The following is a 17,073-nucleotide window of genomic DNA, read 5'->3' on the forward strand; positions in this document are numbered from 1 at the left end:
AGCATACACAAGTCTGTGACTAAGGCGAGAGCGCGTAGCCAACACCCCTACAAATTGAAGTATGACGGGTATATGAAAAAAGGTACATTTTACTTACTTGAACAGCCCTCCCCACAAGCCGAATATGAAGCCCATGAATGGCTTGCTTGTGAGCTTGCTGCACAAGCGTGGCGCAATGGAAAACGTATTCTGATTGCCTGCGAAAATCAGCAACAAGCTGAAAAAATGGATGAGGCACTTTGGCAGCGAGATCCTCACCAATTTGTCCCCCACAATTTAGCAGGAGAAGGTCCCCGCTATGGTGCGCCAATTGAAATTTGCTGGCCGAATAAACGGGGTAATACACCTCGCGATATTCTGATTAATTTACAAAGCCAATTCGCAGATTTTGCAACGGCTTTCCATGAAGTGATAGACTTTGTGCCTATCGATGAAACTTTAAAACAGTTGGCGCGTGACCGGTATAAAATTTACCGGAGCGTCGGCTTCAACTTGACCATGGCGACGCCGCCAACTTACTGAATACAAAGATAAAAATGGAAAAGAAACCAGAGAACGTAATGATCGAGCCATCCCTCGACAAAACTTATAACCCAGCGGAAATCGAACAATCCCTGTATACCCACTGGGAAAAAAGCGGTTATTTCCGTCCTAACGGTGATACTTCAAAAGACAGCTTCTGCGTGGTTATTCCGCCACCAAACGTTACCGGTAGCCTGCACATGGGTCACGCCTTCCAACAAACCATCATGGATACCATGATCCGTTACCAACGTATGCAAGGGAAAAATACCCTGTGGCAAACGGGTACTGACCACGCAGGTATCGCGACCCAAATGGTGGTTGAACGTAAAATTGCAGCTGAAGAAGGCAAAAATCGCCATGATTACGGTCGTGATGCGTTTATCGATAAAATCTGGGAATGGAAAGCCGAATCTGGTGGCACTATTTCTCAACAAATGCGCCGTTTAGGTGACTCTGTTGACTGGGATCGCGAACGTTTCACGATGGATGAAGGGCTGTCTAAAGCCGTTAAAGAAGCTTTCGTCCGTATGTACAAAGAGAATTTAATCTATCGTGGTAAGCGTCTGGTTAACTGGGACCCGAAACTGCACACGGCTATTTCAGATCTGGAAGTTGAAAACCGCGAAGTCAAAGGTTCCATGTGGCACCTGCGCTATCCACTGGCTGATGGCGCGAAAACAGCGGAAGGAAAAGACTACTTAGTGGTTGCAACCACACGTCCAGAAACCATGCTGGGTGATACTGGTGTCGCCGTTAACCCTGAAGATCCACGTTATAAGGATTTAATTGGCAAAGAAATTATTCTGCCAATTATCAATCGCCGTATTCCAATCGTCGGTGACGAACACGCTGATATGGAAAAAGGTACTGGCTGCGTAAAAATTACCCCAGCTCATGATTTCAACGACTATGAAGTCGGTAAGCGTCACCAACTGACCATGATCAATATGATGGACTTGGATGGTAACGTTCGTCATGAAGCGGAAGTATTCGATACCAACGGCAACCCTTGCACCGATTACAGCAGCGAAATTCCTGAAGCTTACCGTGGTATGGAGCGTTTTGCTGCCCGTAAAGCTATCGTCGCTGAATTTGAACAATTAGGCTTACTGGTCGAAGTCAAACCTCACGATTTAACCGTACCTTACGGTGACCGTGGTGGCGTGGTTATCGAGCCAATGCTGACTGACCAATGGTACGTACGTACTGCGCCTTTAGCGAAAGACGCGATCAAAGCCGTTGAAGATGGTCGTATCCAATTCGTTCCGCGCCAATACGAAAACATGTATTTCTCTTGGATGCGTGATATCCAAGACTGGTGTATTTCTCGTCAATTATGGTGGGGTCACCGTATTCCAGCTTGGTATGACGACAAAGGCAATGTTTACGTGGGTCGTGATGAAGACGAAGTTCGCCGCGAAAACAACTTAGGTGCCGATGTGGCACTGCGTCAAGATGACGACGTATTAGATACGTGGTTCTCTTCTGGTCTGTGGACATTCTCAACCTTAGGCTGGCCAGAAAATACCGATGCGCTGAAAACTTTCCATCCAACGGATGTATTAGTCAGCGGATTCGATATCATTTTCTTCTGGATTGCCCGCATGATCATGATGACCATGCATTTCATCAAAGATGAAAATGGCGAGCCACAAGTTCCATTTAAAACCGTGTATATGACAGGTCTGATCCGCGATGAAGAAGGTCAGAAAATGTCTAAATCCAAAGGGAACGTTATCGACCCACTGGATATGATCGACGGTATTTCATTGGAAGCCTTACTGGAAAAACGTACTGGCAACATGATGCAGCCACAACTGGCTGAGAAAATTGCTAAGCGTACTCGTAAAGAGTATCCAGACGGCATTGAAGCACACGGTACTGATGCCCTGCGCTTTACCTTAGCGGCACTGGCATCAACGGGTCGCGATATCAACTGGGATATGAAGCGTCTGTCCGGTTACCGTAACTTCTGTAATAAATTATGGAATGCAAGCCGCTTTGTTCTGATGAATACTGAAGGTCAAGATTGCGGACAAAACGGCGGCGAAATGAGCTTCTCATTGGCTGATCGCTGGATCATGGCGCAGTTCAACCAAACCGTAAAAGCGTACCGTGAAGCGTTAGATACCCACCGTTACGATATCGCCGCGGGCATTCTGTATGATTTCACCTGGAATGAATTCTGTGACTGGTACTTAGAGCTGTCTAAACCTGCGGTTCATAAAGGTAATGAAGCCCAAGTTCGTGCGGCGCGTTTCACCCTGATTGAAGTACTAGAAGGCTTACTGCGTCTGGCTCACCCAATCATTCCATTTATTACCGAAACCATCTGGCAGCGCGTGAAAGTGGTGAAAGGGATTGAAGCTGACACCATCATGCTGCAAGCGTTCCCAGAGTTCGATGCGGCGAAAGTGGATGAGCTAGCACTGAGCGATTTAGAGTGGATCAAAGAGACCATTGTTGCTGTCCGTAATATTCGTGCAGAAATGAATATCGCTCCGGGTAAACCATTGGATGTGATGCTGCGTAGCACCTCTGCGGATGTGGCTCGCCGTGTGACTGAGAACGAAAACTTCCTTCGTTCAATGGCGCGCTTAGCAAGCATTCGCGTGCTGGCTGAAGGCGAAGAAGCCCCAGTTTCTGTGACTAAATTAGTCGCAGGCGCTGAAGTGCTGATCCCAATGGCTGGTCTGGTTGATAAAGACGCAGAGCTGGCTCGTTTAGATAAAGAGCTGGAAAAAGTGGTAAAAGAAATTGATACCATCGAAAGCAAGTTGGCAAACGAAGGATTTGTGAGCCGTGCGCCTGCTGCCGTGGTTGAGAAAGAGCGTGCGCGTTTAGCGGAAAATATCGAAGCGAAAGCGAAGATTGAAGCGCAAAAAGTGACCATCGCCTCTTTATAATCATTCAGCTTTAAATCTCTAGCCCTGACTCGTCTTTGATGAGTTAGGGCTTTTTTATATCTGGGTGTTGAAAAGCTTTATCACATGCTCAATATCATAGTTATTGCACCAGCAAATGGTGCAATTAAAAATATAAATAACACAAATAAAAAGAGATGTTCTTATGACAACAAGCACAACCTCAACTGTTCAAGTTCGTTTAATTCAACCTCAAGATAACCCAGAGATCGCCGCTGTCATTCGTGAAGTGTCCGCTGAACACGGGCTAACCGCAGATAAAGGTTTTGCGGTTGCTGATCCTATTTTAGACACACTGTATGAAGTGTATAGCAAGCCACGCAGCGCTTATTGGGTTGTCGAAATGGATGGCAAGATTGTTGGCGGTGGTGGTATCTCACAAGTCGCCGGTGGTGATGAACATACCGCTGAATTACAAAAAATGTACCTCTCTTCCGTATTACGTGGAAAAGGTTTAGCGAAGCAAATCGTTCTGATGTCATTGGAATTTGCTAAACAGCAAGGTTATACCCGCTGCTATTTAGAAACCACTAGTGAGCTTCAAGCTGCGATTAAACTGTATGAAAAATTAGGTTTCGACTTTATCGACGAGCCTTTGGGTAATACAGGGCATAGCGACTGTGAAATTCGGATGCTGAAAACCCTGTAATTCTCACCGCCTCATTATTCAACATCAAAGAGATATCACAGCCAATGACATCACTGTATGAAGATGCACTCTATGAAGACCCGATGCTTGCCCGCTTCTATGATCTAGACAATAGTTTGCAACGGGCAGATTATGCGGTCTACCTTAACCATGCATCTTCTGCACAGCATATTTTAGATTTAGGCTGCGGTACTGGCACGTTACTCACCGCCATTGCGGAGCAATATCCACATACTACTTTGGTCGGTGTCGATCCCGCGCAAGCGATGTTGGATATTGCTCAACAAAAAAACAAGTCGCGTTCGTTGGCTGAACAGTACTGCCGAAAAGCTCAATCTGGACATGAAATTTGATTTGATCATTTTATCTGGTCACGCTTTTCAAGTTTTTTTGACTCAAGAACAACGAATTTCCGCATTGCAAGCCATGCAGCGACATCTCACTGCCGATGGCACGATTGTATTTGATAGTCGCAACCCAGCGGTTGAAGAGTGGAGAGAGTGGACGCCTGAATTATCTCGTGAATCCCTCACGACCCAAGAATTTGGCGAAGTCACTCTTTGGAATGATGTTGCTGAGCTGAATGGCATTGTCCACTATCAAACATTCTACCAACAAGGTGAGAATGGCCCGATATTCCGTGCTGAATCGGATATTGCCTTTCCGACACTCAGCGACATTGCTCAGGCCGTTGAATTTTGCGGTTTACGTGTTCGTTATCTTTACGGTGACTGGCAGTTGAATGCTTTTCAAGAGAACTCCCCTGAAATGGTATTTACGCTTGAGCATGCCAGCCCTTCTTCGGTGAACTCATGATGGTCAACTTAATGATCAATCACGACCCGCTCGCCATTGAACCTTTAGAAGAAGCAAGCATTGATAGTGCTAACACGCTATTTTATGAAGCCTTTTCCTCTAAATTTAAAACCATTAGCGATATGCCAGAAGCCCAGCGTCAGGGGGTGTTATCTCTATTTTGGCAGCGCGGTCTGAGTGCCCCCTATGATAGGCACTTTCAGGTTAAATTAAATGGCAATCTAGTCGCAGTTTATGGTATCACTTACGGCGTAAAACACGTTCAAGAACAAGCACCTACTCCCGTTTCATTAATGCAAATCCTGCGTAAAGCGGGCTTCTTCCGCTTTATGAAGATCAGCCGCATTTTTCAGTTATTTGTACACAGACCAAGACCAGATACCGCCTACCTTTCTTACTTATGTGTCGATAACAAGTTACGAGGTATGGGAATTGGTAATCGCGTGTTAGATCACATTGAAAACCAAGTAGCCGCAGATCCTAAGCTCACCCGAGTTTCTTTGTATGTATCTGATTTGAATACCAAGGCAAGAGAACTTTATTTACGCCGTGGTTATACCGATGAGAAATATGAAACGTCTCGCACCACATTACGCTATATGGATATTTATGGATGGCACTATATGGTACGAGAATTAACTGAATGACATAAAAACAAAAAAGCACTGACGATATTCTCGTTCAGTGCTTTTTTATTTTTCAATCTGGCGAGATTATCACCGATTGAAATTTGAAGAATCAATTAGTGAACACGATTTTCGGACTCATCATCCCCTTCGTCGTCACCGTCTTCATCATCATATTCTGCGTCTGGATCTTCAAAATAGGTGCCCCAACCATCGTAGTTCACACCCATTTTTTCGGCTAATTTCATTAACTGTTCAACTTGTGCGTCGATCAGTTCTGCATTTAGCGCACTTTCACTGATGACATCGCAACACATCAGGGTTTCACCTGTTTCAATTTCCAGTTCTTCCGCATCAGTGACTTCATAGCCCAGTTTGAATGCTTCAACAGCCGCTTTTTCTAACAATTCAAAATTGTTTGCAGAAAAGTGATGCTCAATTGCATACAGCGCATCAGGATCACTTCCATCTTCCAGTAACTCTTCAATGATCAGGCGAGTTTCTTCGTACTGCGCATCAAATTCAGCTTTATCTACCATCTCCACACCCCTTATTCCGTGGTATTAGTCTCTGGCTCATTCTCCCATAGGGTCAAGAGTGAAACCATACCTAATAAAATAATTTCTTTTGCATGGGGGGTTGATTTTGAATTTTTATGGCTATAAATTGAATATTAATTCAATTATAAAAGGCTGTAATTTATGAACCCCCTACACGGAAAGCATTTTTTAAGATTATTAGATTTCACCTCTAACGATATTCATGCATTATTAAAACTCTCCGCTTGGCTAAAATTAGCCAAAAAATCTGGCACAGAGCCACCTTTATTAGCCGGTAAGAATTTTGCGCTGATCTTCGAGAAAGATTCCACACGGACGCGCTGCGCATTTGAAGTCGGCGCTTTCGACCAAGGGGCAAGAGTTACCTATCTTGGGCCATCCGGTAGCCAAATCGGGCACAAGGAGACCATGAAAGACACCGCCAGAGTATTGGGTCGGATGTACGATGGCGTGCAATATCGGGGTTATGCACAAAGCACCGTCGAAACATTAGCTCAGCATGCGGGAGTGCCTGTCTGGAATGGATTAACTAACGAATTCCATCCCACACAGTTATTAGCCGATTTGCTTACCATTCAAGAACATAAACCCAATACCCCACTTTCACAAATTAAATTTGCTTACTTAGGGGATGCACGCAATAACATGGGAAATTCAATGTTAGAAGCAGCGGCATTAACAGGCATGGAGCTGCGTTTAGTGGCACCAAAAAGCTGCTGGCCAGAGACTGAATTAGTTGCAGAGTGCCAGAAAATCGCTAAAACCACTGGCGGAAAAATCATTCTGACGGAAAACGTGGCAGAAGGCGTTAAAGACGCAGATTTTCTGTATACCGATGTGTGGGTTTCGATGGGAGAACCTAAAGAAGTCTGGGCGCAACGCATTGCTTTAATGAAACCGTACCAAGTGAATATGGACGTGATCAAACTGACGGGTAACCCAGACGTGAAATTCTTACACTGCCTGCCGGCATTTCATAATGAAGACACGACATTAGGCGCTCAGCTTGCCAAAGAGTTTAATCTTTATGGTGGACTGGAAGTGACGGAAGAGGTGTTTGAATCCCCTTACAGCATCGTCTTCGACCAAGCGGAAAACCGCCTGCATACCATTAAAGCGGTGATGGTGGCGACGCTCGCCCCTGAATTACCAATAAATATACTCTAAATTCATCGACCAAGTAGGCGACCCTACTTGGTCAAACTAACCTGAAACTTATGGCTTCTCACCGTTTGCCAGTCTGCCGTTGATTTCGTCAATCACTCGAGGAAGATCGGACAAGGTATCAATCACATAATGGGCGCCCGCCGCATACAGTTTGTCCGCAGCTTGCTGACGTAATGGAGAAATATCTTCTTGGCTCATGCCTTGATATTCATCCCATGTTTTACCAAATTCATTACCTGAAATCGCTAATCCAATGCTCCACATTCCCGCATTGCGCCCCTCTTCAATTCCCGGTACGGCATCATCCACTTTCACACAATGGGAGACGGAATTGACCGCCAGTTCAATCACATTTTGCAGCGCCATCCACGGACCAGGGCGCCCACCAGCAGCTAAATCATCACTGGCAATCCAGTAATCGGGTTGATACCCCAATGTGGCCGCCGCTGGAACCAACTTTTCCATCACTGCTCTTGGGTAGCCTGAACAGGAACCAATTTTAACTCCTTGCCCACGCAGCGTTGTAATCGTGCTAACAACCCCATCAATCGGCGCTGCAAAATCAACCACTTTAGCAATCTGTAACGGCATAAAAGTTTGGTAAATAGCATCGATATCTTCGCTGGTCATTGAGCGTCCAAACCTTGCCTGCCACATCGCATCAATCTCTGGTAGTTTTCCTAACGCTTCAATATGCTGCCATTTACCTAACCCCATCGGGATACGGGCTTGAGCCAAGGTGATATCAATATCGAATGCGGATTTAAACGCCTCAATAAAAATTTGAGTGGGGGCGAATGAGCCGAAATCTACCGTCGTTCCCGCCCAATCTAAAATAACAGCTTCAATACGGTTCATCATTAATCCTTCTTTTCCCAATACATCGCATTTTTTATCGCAACCAATAAGGCATCGATATGATGCGGATACACTTCACCAATATTACCAATGCGGAAACAATCGCTCTTCGAAACTTTGCCCGGATAGATCACAAACCCTTGGGCTTTGAGCTGCTGATAAAATTGGTTGAACTGATAATCTTCGGCATCTGGCGAATAAAATGCCGTGATAATCGGCGATTGTTGGCTATCGTCTAATAATGTGCGAAATCCTAACTGACGCATACCGTCCACCAGCTTGCGCTGATTTTGCTGATAACGCTGGAAACGGGCGCTCACGCCACCTTCTTGAGCTAGCTCTTTCAGTGCTTGAGCGAAAGCCAGCACCGTGTGTGTTGGGGAGGTAAAGCGCCATTTGCCATGAAACTGCTCCATACAGTGCCACTGGGCATAGAGATCAAGTGAAAGCGAGCGAGAGCGCCCTGCGCATTTCTCCAGCTCACAAGTGCGAGCAATCACAAACCCAAAACCCGGCACCCCTTGAATACACTTGTTGGCCGAGCTGATCAGAAAATCAATATTCAGCGCCCCCACATCCAGAGGGATCCCCCCAAAACTGCTCATCGCATCCACGATATAGCGTTTCTGATAGCGCTTGGCTAATACCGCAACTTCCTCGATGGGGTTCAAAATCCCGGTGGTGGTTTCACAGTGCACCATCGCAATATGGCTGATTTGGCTATCTTGCTGTAGAAGCTGCTCAATCACTGCCACATCAGGCTTAGCCACTTCACCGCAATCATAAACATGGTGTGAAATGCCCATTAGCTGCGCCATTTCTGCCATTCGGGCGCCATAAGCGCCATTGCTGACAATCAGGATTTTATCTTGCGGTGCGAGTACCGAGCCCAGCGTCGCTTCTACGGCGTAGCTGCCACTTCCTTGGAGTAACACACTGGTATACCCCGCTTGGGTTGTCGCCAATTCCACCAGCTGTTGGCGAATACGCTGCACCACGCCTAAGTTATAGTCATCGTCCCATGTGCAGCTATCAAATAGCATCGCCTCTTTTACCGTTTGCGACGTGGTCAAAGGTCCCGGTGTTAACAGCAGATATTGATTCATTGTCATTTAAATTCACCATTGGTCTATACCAGATTAATATTATAATGACGGCAGATGAACAAGAAGGTCAAAGGAAAAGACGCCCTGCAACAAAAAATTCATATTGGCGTGTATAATGGATAAAAAATTTTGCGACGAAAAACGGATACATTATCGATGGATGAACAGCCGCAGTACCTCCTCATCAAAGCGCAATTACAAGCAAGAATTCAGAGCGGCGCGCTGAAAAGTGGCGATAAACTGCCCTCTGAGCGAGAGCTTTGTACCATTTTTAATACCACCCGTGTGACTATCAGAGAAAGCTTGGCACAACTGGAATCCAGTGGCGCAATTTACCGTTCTGAGCGCCGAGGCTGGTTTGTGACGCCCGAGCGTTTATGGCTCGACCCAACGCAAAATACTAATTTTCATAAACTGTGTTTAGAGCAAGGCCGCCAACCAAAAACTACGCTGTTAGAGGGCAATGTTGTGACTGTCCCCGTAGAGGCAATGGCGCCGCTGCAATTACAACCTTTTGAACAAATTTATCTGCTCACTCGCCTACGCTATGCAGATGACCGCCCCGTTTGTTACTCGGAAAACCACTGTCTTCCTGCTCGTGTTCCTGAGTTATTAAGCCACGATCTCAATGGCAGTCTCACCGAAGTGTATGAGCATCAATATGGGCTGATTTATACCAGTATGCATTTGTCTTTTTACCCAACAGCAATGCCACCGCAAGCCGCCAGCGCACTCGGCGTTGCAGTGGGTCGCCCCGCACTGTTACTGCAACGTTTAAACTATGATCAATATGGGCGTATTCTGGATTATGATGTGGAATATTGGCGTCATGATAGCCTGCGTATTGAGGTTGATACTCTCTGATCTTCATTCTTAAAAATAAATTTTTGGTTTCTCGAGCAATTTCATTTTTCTGTCACATAAACCCGTTAGCGTAAAAAACACTGGTATATACCAGATAACTTTAACGACTAACTGGAGATCTGGAGATGAAACGTAAAATGAAGCCTACCCCTCTTGCCGTATTGCTTCTTGCAGCCCTAGGTTCGACCTCGGTTTGTGCCGCCCCTGTCGTCACGGTTTACTCCGCAGATGGTCTCCATGATGGCAATAACAGCTGGTATCAGGCTCAATTTGATGCCTTTACTCAGCAAACAGGGATTAAAGTACAGTACGTCGAAGGCGGCTCCGGTGCCATCGTTGAGCGTTTAGCCAAAGAGCGCACTAACCCACAAGCGGATGTGCTCGTCACCGTTCCCCCGTTTATTCAACGTGCGGCCAAAACCGAATTACTGGCAAAATTCACACCAGAGTCTGCGGTAAGCATTCCTAACTCAACCGAGTATTACACCCCCATTGTCAATAACTACCTGACCTTTATCTATAATGACAAACTGCTAAAAAACCCTCCAGCAACGTGGAATGAACTTCTTGATGCCCGTTTTAAAAATAAGCTGCAATACTCCACACCAGGGCAAGCAGGTGATGGCACCGCTGTTATGCTGCAAGTGTTCCATAGCTTTGGTGGCAAAGATGCAGGGTTTAATTACCTCGGTAAGCTACAAGCTAATAACGTCGGTCCATCTGCCTCAACAGGAAAACTCACCGCATTAGTCAATAAAGGTGAACTGTACGTTGCAAACGGCGATTTACAGATGAACCTTTCCCAAATGGAACGTAATCCAAACGTCAAAATCTTCTGGCCAGCCGATGAAAAAGGCGAACGCAGCGCACTGGTTCTACCTTATGTGGTTGGCTTAGTAAACAACGGTCCTGAAACTGAAAATGGCAAAAAGCTGATTAACTTTCTGTTAGACAAACAAGCCCAAAGCCACGTTAGCGAACTGTCATGGGGAATGCCTGTACGCTCAGACCTGACAGCAAACGATCCGCAATTCCACAAAGCCACCGAAACCCTCAAGGGTGTGAAAACTTGGCAACCAAATTGGGATGAAGTTGAAATATCCCTCTCGGATGATATCAGCCGTTGGCACAAAGTCACCGAAAGTGAGTGAGCGGGTTATGTTGATGAAAAGAAATAAAGAAACTCCAAGTCAGCGCACTGAGCATTCCGGCATTGTGCTGGAATCTCTGCGGGTTTCTTACCATAACAATGTGGTGCTTAAACCGTTATCCTTAACTATTGAGCCGGGTGAAATATTGGTACTTATTGGACCTTCAGGCTCCGGGAAAACCACCGTGTTACGGTCCATTGCAGGTTTCGCACAACCGGATAGCGGACGCATTTTAATGGGTGATACGGATATTACCCAGCTTCCGCCTTATCAACGCGGATTGGGCATGGTAGTGCAGAACTACGCCCTTTTTCCTCATATGAAAGTCGAGGATAATGTTGCCTTTGGTCTGCGCGCTCAAAAGCAGCCTAAAGCACTAATTAAAGAGCGAGTGGCTGAAGCATTAAACATTGTCGGCATGAGCGACTATGCCGCCCGTTACCCGCATCAGTTATCTGGCGGTCAGCAACAACGCGTCGCTATCGCCCGTGCGATTGCTGTGCGACCCAGAGTGCTTTTGCTTGATGAGCCGTTATCCGCTCTCGATGCTCAGATTCGCCATAATATGGTGGAAGAAATTGCGAGACTACATCGTGAACTTCCTGAGCTCACGATTTTGTACGTCACTCATGATCAAACGGAAGCCCTCGCGCTGGGGGATAAGATTGGCATCATGAAAGATGGCTACTTGGTGGCTCACGGGGAGAAAAATGCACTGTACCATCGCCCACCGAATCGCTTTGCTGCTGAGTTTTTAGGACGCGCCAATATTCTGTCGGCGACCGCTTTGGGCTTTTCCTCCATACCTGCTCAAGTCAGTGTGAGCTGTGGCGGTACGCTCATTGAGGCACAAACTCAAGGTATGCAGAACAACAGCCACAAATTAATCTGTATTCGCCCGCAGCATATTAGCCTCACCCCGCGAGCAGATACCTCAAACCAGCTACACGCCACTTTGCGATCTATCCGCTGGCAGGGGGATATTACCCATTTATTGTGTGATGTCGCAGGGGAGAATGTCACGGTCGCTGTTACCCATTTATCCCCGTTACCGCAAGCAGGCGATAAACTCACGCTGTGGTTTTCTCCTTCTGATACTGTGTTGATTGAGGAATAATATGTCGGTTATTCACCTGTCTAAGCCATCATCCATAAACCTAAAACCGTTTTATTGGATAGCACCACCGCTGCTCGTTCTAGCGACGTTATTTTTCTACCCACTGATGCTGATTGGCGAACAAGCCATTCAGAGTCCCACTGGTGGCGTAAGCTTAGAAACGTTCTGGCAAGTAATTGAATCTCGTCGGTTTATTAACGGGCTATTCAATACGCTACAAATTGCCTTTTTTGCCACTCTCGGGTGCTTAGTGCTTGGCTCGGTATTATCGCTGATTTTGGTGTTTATTCCGTTTCCCGGAAGCCGTTTTATTACCCAAGTCATTGATACTTTTATCGCACTGCCGACATTTCTGATCACCCTCGCGTTTACCTTTATTTATGGTTCGGCGGGGTTACTCAATGGCACATTAATGGCGCTGTTTGATTTTGAACTGCCTCCTGTGGACTTTTTATACTCGATTAATGGCGTGATTCTGGCGGAGATCACCGTCTTTACTCCGCTCGTGATGCGCCCGCTCATGGCAGCGCTGCGCCAAATCGATAAAAGCCAGTTAGAAGCTGCCAGTATTTTAGGGGCGCACCCTGCCCGCGTTATCAGCCAAGTGATTTTTCCTGCGGCACTTCCTGCATTACTCGCAGGCGGCAGCCTGTGTTTACTGCTGACCACCAACGAATTTGGCATCGTGCTGTTTATCGGGGCAAAAGGAGTAAATACCTTGCCGATGATGGTCTACAGCAAAGCCATTTTGGAATCTGACTACAGCGTCGCGTGCATGATAGCGTTAATTAATATTTTGCTGTCTGTGGGACTCTTTAGCCTGTATCGCATGGCAACAACCCGTTTCGGAGTGAAAAAATAACCATGTTAATTTGGTCTAAAACTGGGCGAGCCATTTCAACCGCCATCGCCATCACGCTATTTTCTTGCCTATTTTTGCTGCCATTAGTGATGATTCTCATGTCCAGCTTTAGCCAGCAATGGAATGGTATTTTGCCCTCCGGCTTTACCTTCGAACACTTTGTGAATGCGTTTCGGGGTCCAGCATGGGAAGCCATTTTATCCAGCCTGATTATCGGCTTTTGCGCCAGTCTGTTTGCACTGTTTTGCGGTCTGTGGGCAGCCCTAGCCTTACGTCGCCATAGTGCCAAAGTACAAAAATATCTGGGTATTGTGTTCTATTTGCCGAGTGCTATTCCTTCGGTGTCGATAGGTTTAGGGATCTTAGTGGCATTTAGCCAAGGCTATTTGCAAATGAATGGGACGTTCTGGATTGTTTTTTCCGCTCATTTTGTTCTGATTTCAGCGTTCACCTTCAGCAATGTCTCCACTGGGTTAACCCGCATTTCCGCTGATATTGAAAATGTGGCATTCAGTTTAGGGGCTTCTCCGTGGTATCGCTTGTGCCATGTCACCCTACCGCTGTTGATGCCATGGATGATTTCAGCGCTAGCACTGAGCCTGTCCTTATCCCTCGGCGAGTTGGGCGCCACAATGATGCTGTATCCCCCAGGTTGGGCGACATTGCCAGTGTCCATTTTCAGCCTGACCGACCGCGGAAATATCGCCGATGGCTCTGCCTTGACTATCGTCCTCGTCGCTATCACGCTGTTATTAATGATGAAGTTGGAGAGAGTCGCGAAGAGATTGGGGCAAAGGTAAGGTAAAGTGGTCTTAGTTGATGCAAAGGTGCATTAAATACCAGCAATCTCTCAATGTTAACAAAAAGCATGCGATAGCAGTCAATAAATGTTAACTTAACCTAAATTTATTAATTTAGCATTAGTTAATTATTTATTTCATGGAGTAGAAATCGCATGGATCAGCCCTCTAAATCAGAAGGATGCAATTTTTGTCAGCGTCGAGGATTGCCTATCTTACCTGTTCGTCCAGCCATTATGTCGCAACAAGATGTTCTCCCTGTTATGCCCAATCATATTCAGGCTCCCGTTCTTGCTCAAGGTGAAACTGCTTATACATTAAGGTTATTACGCCCAGGATATCTCAATATTTGGGATGAAAGGGGAAATTCATGGATTAACTATTTTGTCACCGTGAATGGATTTTATTATCCCTTACCAGAGAATGGTGAAGTGCCGGAAATGATACAAAATGGGACAATCAAGCCTTGTATCACTGAGCCACTAGAATTAGCTCGAGCTTCATTAGTGACATTACCCGTATTTCCCCCACCAATGAAAAATGGATTGTTTTGGTTCTCTTGGTCTGAAGTCGAATGGACTGAAGCCGTGCGCAAGAAACATGAAGATAAAGCCTATCGTGAACGATATATGCAATGTTTTGATTTAGACAAATGGATAATGAATGGGCAGGAAAATCAAACATTATCCATTAATCTACTTCAGGATGTGGTGGCTGAATATAGTTATCAATCCCAGAATAATGACATTAAAAAATGGTCGCCTTTAATCTGGGAAAGTATGCACGCAATGAAAGGATTATCTTTAAAACAAGCTGCGAATGATTTGATGGCAGAAAAGGGAGCAATTATCGCATTGAATGATGCTCCTGCGGTTGTTCAAGATTTAGCCGCGCTAATGAACTACCGTCTTGAACATAATTTTGAGCGGCATCCAAAATATGAGCGTGGATTAGCGCTCTCGGCATCTTTAGCGATGATGAAAGAGGCGATGTGCACCCAGTATGAGCGTGACAGAGTCGGTGAAGGGATATTATTCGAAAAAACAGCGAGAGACGGAATCGCAGTTAAAAATGGGACAATGTTGCCATCATTAGCCGCTCTTCAAGCTAACACCATACATAATGTTGTGGACCAATCACTAAAAATCCAAGTTGAACAGTATTGGGCTAAGTATGAAAAATATATTGATAGAGAAAAACAAGCCGCCTTTCTAGAGGATTATAATAAAGCGCTATCAATATACGACCAAGCTGTCCTTAGTCCTATGGTAACCCTATATTTGACTTACTTTACGGGTCAAAGCTTACTTGATTATTTCGACCATAATTTTGATCAGCAAAATATCCAGAGTGGAATGTTATTTACACAATCTATTTTAGACTGCATTGAAGGAATGCAAGATAAATTGGACGTTAAGCGCGTTTTCCAAGAGCAATTAACCCATTTTAAAATGTCGGAACAGAATCTGCTTCTGCGAGCTGCATTATTAAATCAACAGAGTTGGATTAAATGTATTGATGATGCAGTATCCTCTTCTGGTGGTGCTTATGATGACCTACCTTGGGATAAGGCCTGGGATGGATTTAAAGATATTAGTAACCATTATTTACTTCAAATTCAGTTAGTCTCTGAGAAATTTTTTAACGCATTAAGTAGTCAATTACTTGGTGTTTTGAATAAGGCTGTCAATAAAACCCCCTTACCAATACTGGTTGCTATATCCGCCATGAATGGCAAAAAACTCCTTCCTATCAATTATATTGGTGAGCGCAAGCATTTCCTCACAAATGCAGTAGAACAAATGGCATCCATGACGGATTTAGATAATAAAGCCTCTCATTCACGGCTCCGGCATTATTTAGAAATTGAAGAGCGCCGCGAACGAATCACCGGATTACAGTTCGAAGGAAAACAAGAAGGTCGTTTTTTCGCAGCCATTGATATTAAAGAAGCCGAGCTATCAAAAAGTACACCGCATCTAGAGCGCCCTCAGGTTGCGGTCAAGGCATTTCGCTCCGCCGAAGACGTCAAAAATATTGCATTTCCTAAAGAATGGCGAACAAAGTTAGCGCTAGCGAAAGGAAAAACAATCAATAAATTAGCCAATGATACCGCCCAATCACTTCCTTTTGCAGGATGTATGTTTTCTGTGACGCTACAAGTTCACGTGTTATGGACAACCACGCAAGATGCAATGAAAGGGCAAGTGAACAATACGGAAGCAGTGACTAAATTTATTACAAATATTATTTCAGCCGGAGGCGCGCTGTTAGATGCGGCTGAGCGAGTTATTTTTAAATTTCGCACATTGCGCATCAGTGCTCGGATACGGTTTAGTTATGGGGCAGTTCGGCTGAAAAACATAAAGAATTCTCTTAAAAGCACAATACGATTCTGTGCCTGGTTTGGTGCCGTAGCCATTGCATGGGATGTGTTTCATGCCGCTGATGAAATATTCTATAAAAAAAATTATATGCTTGGTATTGCTTATGCATTGTCAGCGATTGGTGGTACAGCATTATTTGCAGCGTCATTAAACTCTTCTGTATTGGCTTTCTTTGGCCCTATAGGATTACTTCTTGCAATTACATTAGTATTTGGATCGGCAATTTTTATTGCTGCCTATAGTAAAGACGATATTCAAAAATGGTTATCAGCCAGCTTGTGGCGAAAAATCCCCGAGAGAGAACAAAATCAGGGGGAAATCCCCGTTATCTGGATGGACCGGCAGATGGAAATGAGCGAACTAAGTAAGATTATTGGCTATACCGAGGATAATGTGTAATGGCAAAGAAAAATCGTGTGGGCTTATTAAGCCCCTTTACCGTTAACCGGTCTTTAAATCGTCGGGAAAAGCAACACCATTACCGTCAAGGACAGATCAAAAAGCACGGTGGGGAAGCTGCAGTGCTGAATTTTGACACTGTCATCACCATGAATTCAACCTATTTGGAGGTGGTGGATAATGATTATGAGAAAATCGGGCAATTATCATCGTTGTTAATGGTGTTTTTCATAATATTTATGACTTTTTTGATTGCAATGAT

Annotated in this window: 17 protein-coding genes; 14 read left to right on the forward strand and 3 right to left on the reverse strand. The window is 45.2% G+C overall.

The genetic code is table 11. From position 1 onward, the window contains the following. Window positions 1-72: 72 nt before the first annotated feature. The 6 genes from PSF16_RS13155 to PSF16_RS13180 all read left to right on the forward strand — a co-directional run bounded on the left by PSF16_RS13155 (window position 73) and on the right by PSF16_RS13180 (window position 5,561). Complete coding sequence (locus tag PSF16_RS13155; RefSeq protein WP_006662440.1) at window positions 73-522, forward strand: DNA polymerase III subunit chi; 450 nt, start codon at window positions 73-75, stop codon at window positions 520-522. A 38-nt stretch (window positions 523-560) separates the two neighbouring features. Continuing rightward, window positions 561-3,431: a valine--tRNA ligase gene (locus tag PSF16_RS13160; RefSeq protein ID WP_196712511.1), complete on the forward strand. Its 2,871-nt coding sequence runs from the start codon at window positions 561-563 to the stop codon at window positions 3,429-3,431. A 163-nt stretch (window positions 3,432-3,594) separates the two neighbouring features. Continuing rightward, complete coding sequence (locus tag PSF16_RS13165; RefSeq protein WP_006657922.1) at window positions 3,595-4,098, forward strand: GNAT family N-acetyltransferase; 504 nt, start codon at window positions 3,595-3,597, stop codon at window positions 4,096-4,098. A gap of 44 nt (window positions 4,099-4,142) precedes the next feature. Next, window positions 4,143-4,451, forward strand: coding sequence for a class I SAM-dependent methyltransferase (locus PSF16_RS13170; protein WP_272689401.1), 309 nt, complete (start codon window positions 4,143-4,145; stop codon window positions 4,449-4,451). Beyond that, window positions 4,441-4,914, forward strand: a complete 474-nt coding sequence (locus PSF16_RS13175) for a hypothetical protein (protein WP_272689402.1) — start codon at window positions 4,441-4,443, stop codon at window positions 4,912-4,914. The genes PSF16_RS13170 and PSF16_RS13175 overlap by 11 nt, the downstream gene beginning before the upstream one ends. Next, window positions 4,911-5,561 carry a GNAT family N-acetyltransferase gene (locus PSF16_RS13180; RefSeq protein ID WP_272689403.1) on the forward strand — a complete coding sequence of 217 codons (651 nt, stop codon included), beginning with the start codon at window positions 4,911-4,913 and terminating at the stop codon, window positions 5,559-5,561. The genes PSF16_RS13175 and PSF16_RS13180 overlap by 4 nt, the downstream gene beginning before the upstream one ends. 95 nt (window positions 5,562-5,656) lie before the next feature. Here PSF16_RS13180 and rraB read toward each other — a convergent pair whose 3' ends face one another. Then, the gene (gene rraB / locus PSF16_RS13185) at window positions 5,657-6,079 is read right to left on the reverse strand and encodes a ribonuclease E inhibitor RraB (protein ID WP_006657925.1); all 423 of its coding nucleotides are present in this window, start codon (window positions 6,077-6,079) and stop codon (window positions 5,657-5,659) included. A 162-nt stretch (window positions 6,080-6,241) separates the two neighbouring features. Between rraB and argF the strand changes: the two genes are divergently transcribed. After that, entirely contained in the window at window positions 6,242-7,267 is a 1,026-nt protein-coding gene (argF, locus tag PSF16_RS13190) for an ornithine carbamoyltransferase (protein WP_036978225.1), read from the forward strand. A 48-nt stretch (window positions 7,268-7,315) separates the two neighbouring features. Here argF and phnX read toward each other — a convergent pair whose 3' ends face one another. Next, the gene (phnX, locus tag PSF16_RS13195; protein ID WP_006662434.1) at window positions 7,316-8,125 is read right to left on the reverse strand and encodes a phosphonoacetaldehyde hydrolase; all 810 of its coding nucleotides are present in this window, start codon (window positions 8,123-8,125) and stop codon (window positions 7,316-7,318) included. A 2-nt stretch (window positions 8,126-8,127) separates the two neighbouring features. Beyond that, window positions 8,128-9,237 (reverse strand): 2-aminoethylphosphonate--pyruvate transaminase, encoded by a 1,110-nt coding sequence (gene phnW, locus PSF16_RS13200; protein ID WP_272689404.1) that lies wholly within the window; start codon window positions 9,235-9,237, stop codon window positions 8,128-8,130. A 150-nt stretch (window positions 9,238-9,387) separates the two neighbouring features. Between phnW and phnR the strand changes: the two genes are divergently transcribed. From phnR to PSF16_RS13235, 7 genes are all read left to right on the forward strand, one after another. Then, window positions 9,388-10,095, forward strand: coding sequence for a phosphonate utilization transcriptional regulator PhnR (gene phnR / locus PSF16_RS13205; RefSeq protein WP_006662432.1), 708 nt, complete (start codon window positions 9,388-9,390; stop codon window positions 10,093-10,095). A gap of 137 nt (window positions 10,096-10,232) precedes the next feature. Continuing rightward, window positions 10,233-11,246 carry a 2-aminoethylphosphonate ABC transporter substrate-binding protein gene (locus PSF16_RS13210; RefSeq protein ID WP_272689407.1) on the forward strand — a complete coding sequence of 338 codons (1,014 nt, stop codon included), beginning with the start codon at window positions 10,233-10,235 and terminating at the stop codon, window positions 11,244-11,246. A gap of 7 nt (window positions 11,247-11,253) precedes the next feature. Next, complete coding sequence (phnT, locus tag PSF16_RS13215) at window positions 11,254-12,363, forward strand: 2-aminoethylphosphonate ABC transport system ATP-binding subunit PhnT (protein WP_154630706.1); 1,110 nt, start codon at window positions 11,254-11,256, stop codon at window positions 12,361-12,363. A gap of 1 nt (window position 12,364) precedes the next feature. Beyond that, entirely contained in the window at window positions 12,365-13,225 is an 861-nt protein-coding gene (phnU, locus tag PSF16_RS13220; RefSeq protein WP_036978231.1) for a 2-aminoethylphosphonate ABC transporter permease subunit, read from the forward strand. A 2-nt stretch (window positions 13,226-13,227) separates the two neighbouring features. Continuing rightward, window positions 13,228-14,025: a 2-aminoethylphosphonate ABC transport system, membrane component PhnV gene (gene phnV, locus PSF16_RS13225; RefSeq protein ID WP_036963280.1), complete on the forward strand. Its 798-nt coding sequence runs from the start codon at window positions 13,228-13,230 to the stop codon at window positions 14,023-14,025. 155 nt (window positions 14,026-14,180) lie between these two features. Beyond that, window positions 14,181-16,811 (forward strand): T6SS effector BTH_I2691 family protein, encoded by a 2,631-nt coding sequence (locus tag PSF16_RS13230; RefSeq protein WP_272689405.1) that lies wholly within the window; start codon window positions 14,181-14,183, stop codon window positions 16,809-16,811. Next, on the forward strand, window positions 16,811-17,073 hold a 263-nt coding region (locus PSF16_RS13235; RefSeq protein WP_272689406.1), incomplete at its 3' end, for a hypothetical protein. The genes PSF16_RS13230 and PSF16_RS13235, both read left to right, overlap by 1 nt.

Source organism: Providencia sp. PROV033, assembly GCF_028484855.1.
In the GTDB taxonomy this organism is placed as follows: Bacteria; Pseudomonadota; Gammaproteobacteria; order Enterobacterales; family Enterobacteriaceae; genus Providencia; species Providencia alcalifaciens.

Coding starts and splice junctions, on each gene's coding strand:
- phnW (WP_272689404.1), bottom strand. CDS start 9,237: ATGACAATGAATCAATATCTGCTGTTAACACCGGGACCTTTGACCACG.
- phnT (WP_154630706.1), top strand. CDS start 11,254: ATGTTGATGAAAAGAAATAAAGAAACTCCAAGTCAGCGCACTGAGCAT.
- PSF16_RS13230 (WP_272689405.1), top strand. CDS start 14,181: ATGGATCAGCCCTCTAAATCAGAAGGATGCAATTTTTGTCAGCGTCGA.
- PSF16_RS13160 (WP_196712511.1), top strand. CDS start 561: ATGATCGAGCCATCCCTCGACAAAACTTATAACCCAGCGGAAATCGAA.
- PSF16_RS13175 (WP_272689402.1), top strand. CDS start 4,441: ATGAAATTTGATTTGATCATTTTATCTGGTCACGCTTTTCAAGTTTTT.
- PSF16_RS13170 (WP_272689401.1), top strand. CDS start 4,143: ATGACATCACTGTATGAAGATGCACTCTATGAAGACCCGATGCTTGCC.
- phnV (WP_036963280.1), top strand. CDS start 13,228: ATGTTAATTTGGTCTAAAACTGGGCGAGCCATTTCAACCGCCATCGCC.
- PSF16_RS13155 (WP_006662440.1), top strand. CDS start 73: ATGAAAAAAGGTACATTTTACTTACTTGAACAGCCCTCCCCACAAGCC.
- phnU (WP_036978231.1), top strand. CDS start 12,365: ATGTCGGTTATTCACCTGTCTAAGCCATCATCCATAAACCTAAAACCG.
- phnX (WP_006662434.1), bottom strand. CDS start 8,125: ATGAACCGTATTGAAGCTGTTATTTTAGATTGGGCGGGAACGACGGTA.
- PSF16_RS13165 (WP_006657922.1), top strand. CDS start 3,595: ATGACAACAAGCACAACCTCAACTGTTCAAGTTCGTTTAATTCAACCT.
- PSF16_RS13180 (WP_272689403.1), top strand. CDS start 4,911: ATGATGGTCAACTTAATGATCAATCACGACCCGCTCGCCATTGAACCT.
- PSF16_RS13210 (WP_272689407.1), top strand. CDS start 10,233: ATGAAGCCTACCCCTCTTGCCGTATTGCTTCTTGCAGCCCTAGGTTCG.
- rraB (WP_006657925.1), bottom strand. CDS start 6,079: ATGGTAGATAAAGCTGAATTTGATGCGCAGTACGAAGAAACTCGCCTG.
- argF (WP_036978225.1), top strand. CDS start 6,242: ATGAACCCCCTACACGGAAAGCATTTTTTAAGATTATTAGATTTCACC.
- phnR (WP_006662432.1), top strand. CDS start 9,388: ATGGATGAACAGCCGCAGTACCTCCTCATCAAAGCGCAATTACAAGCA.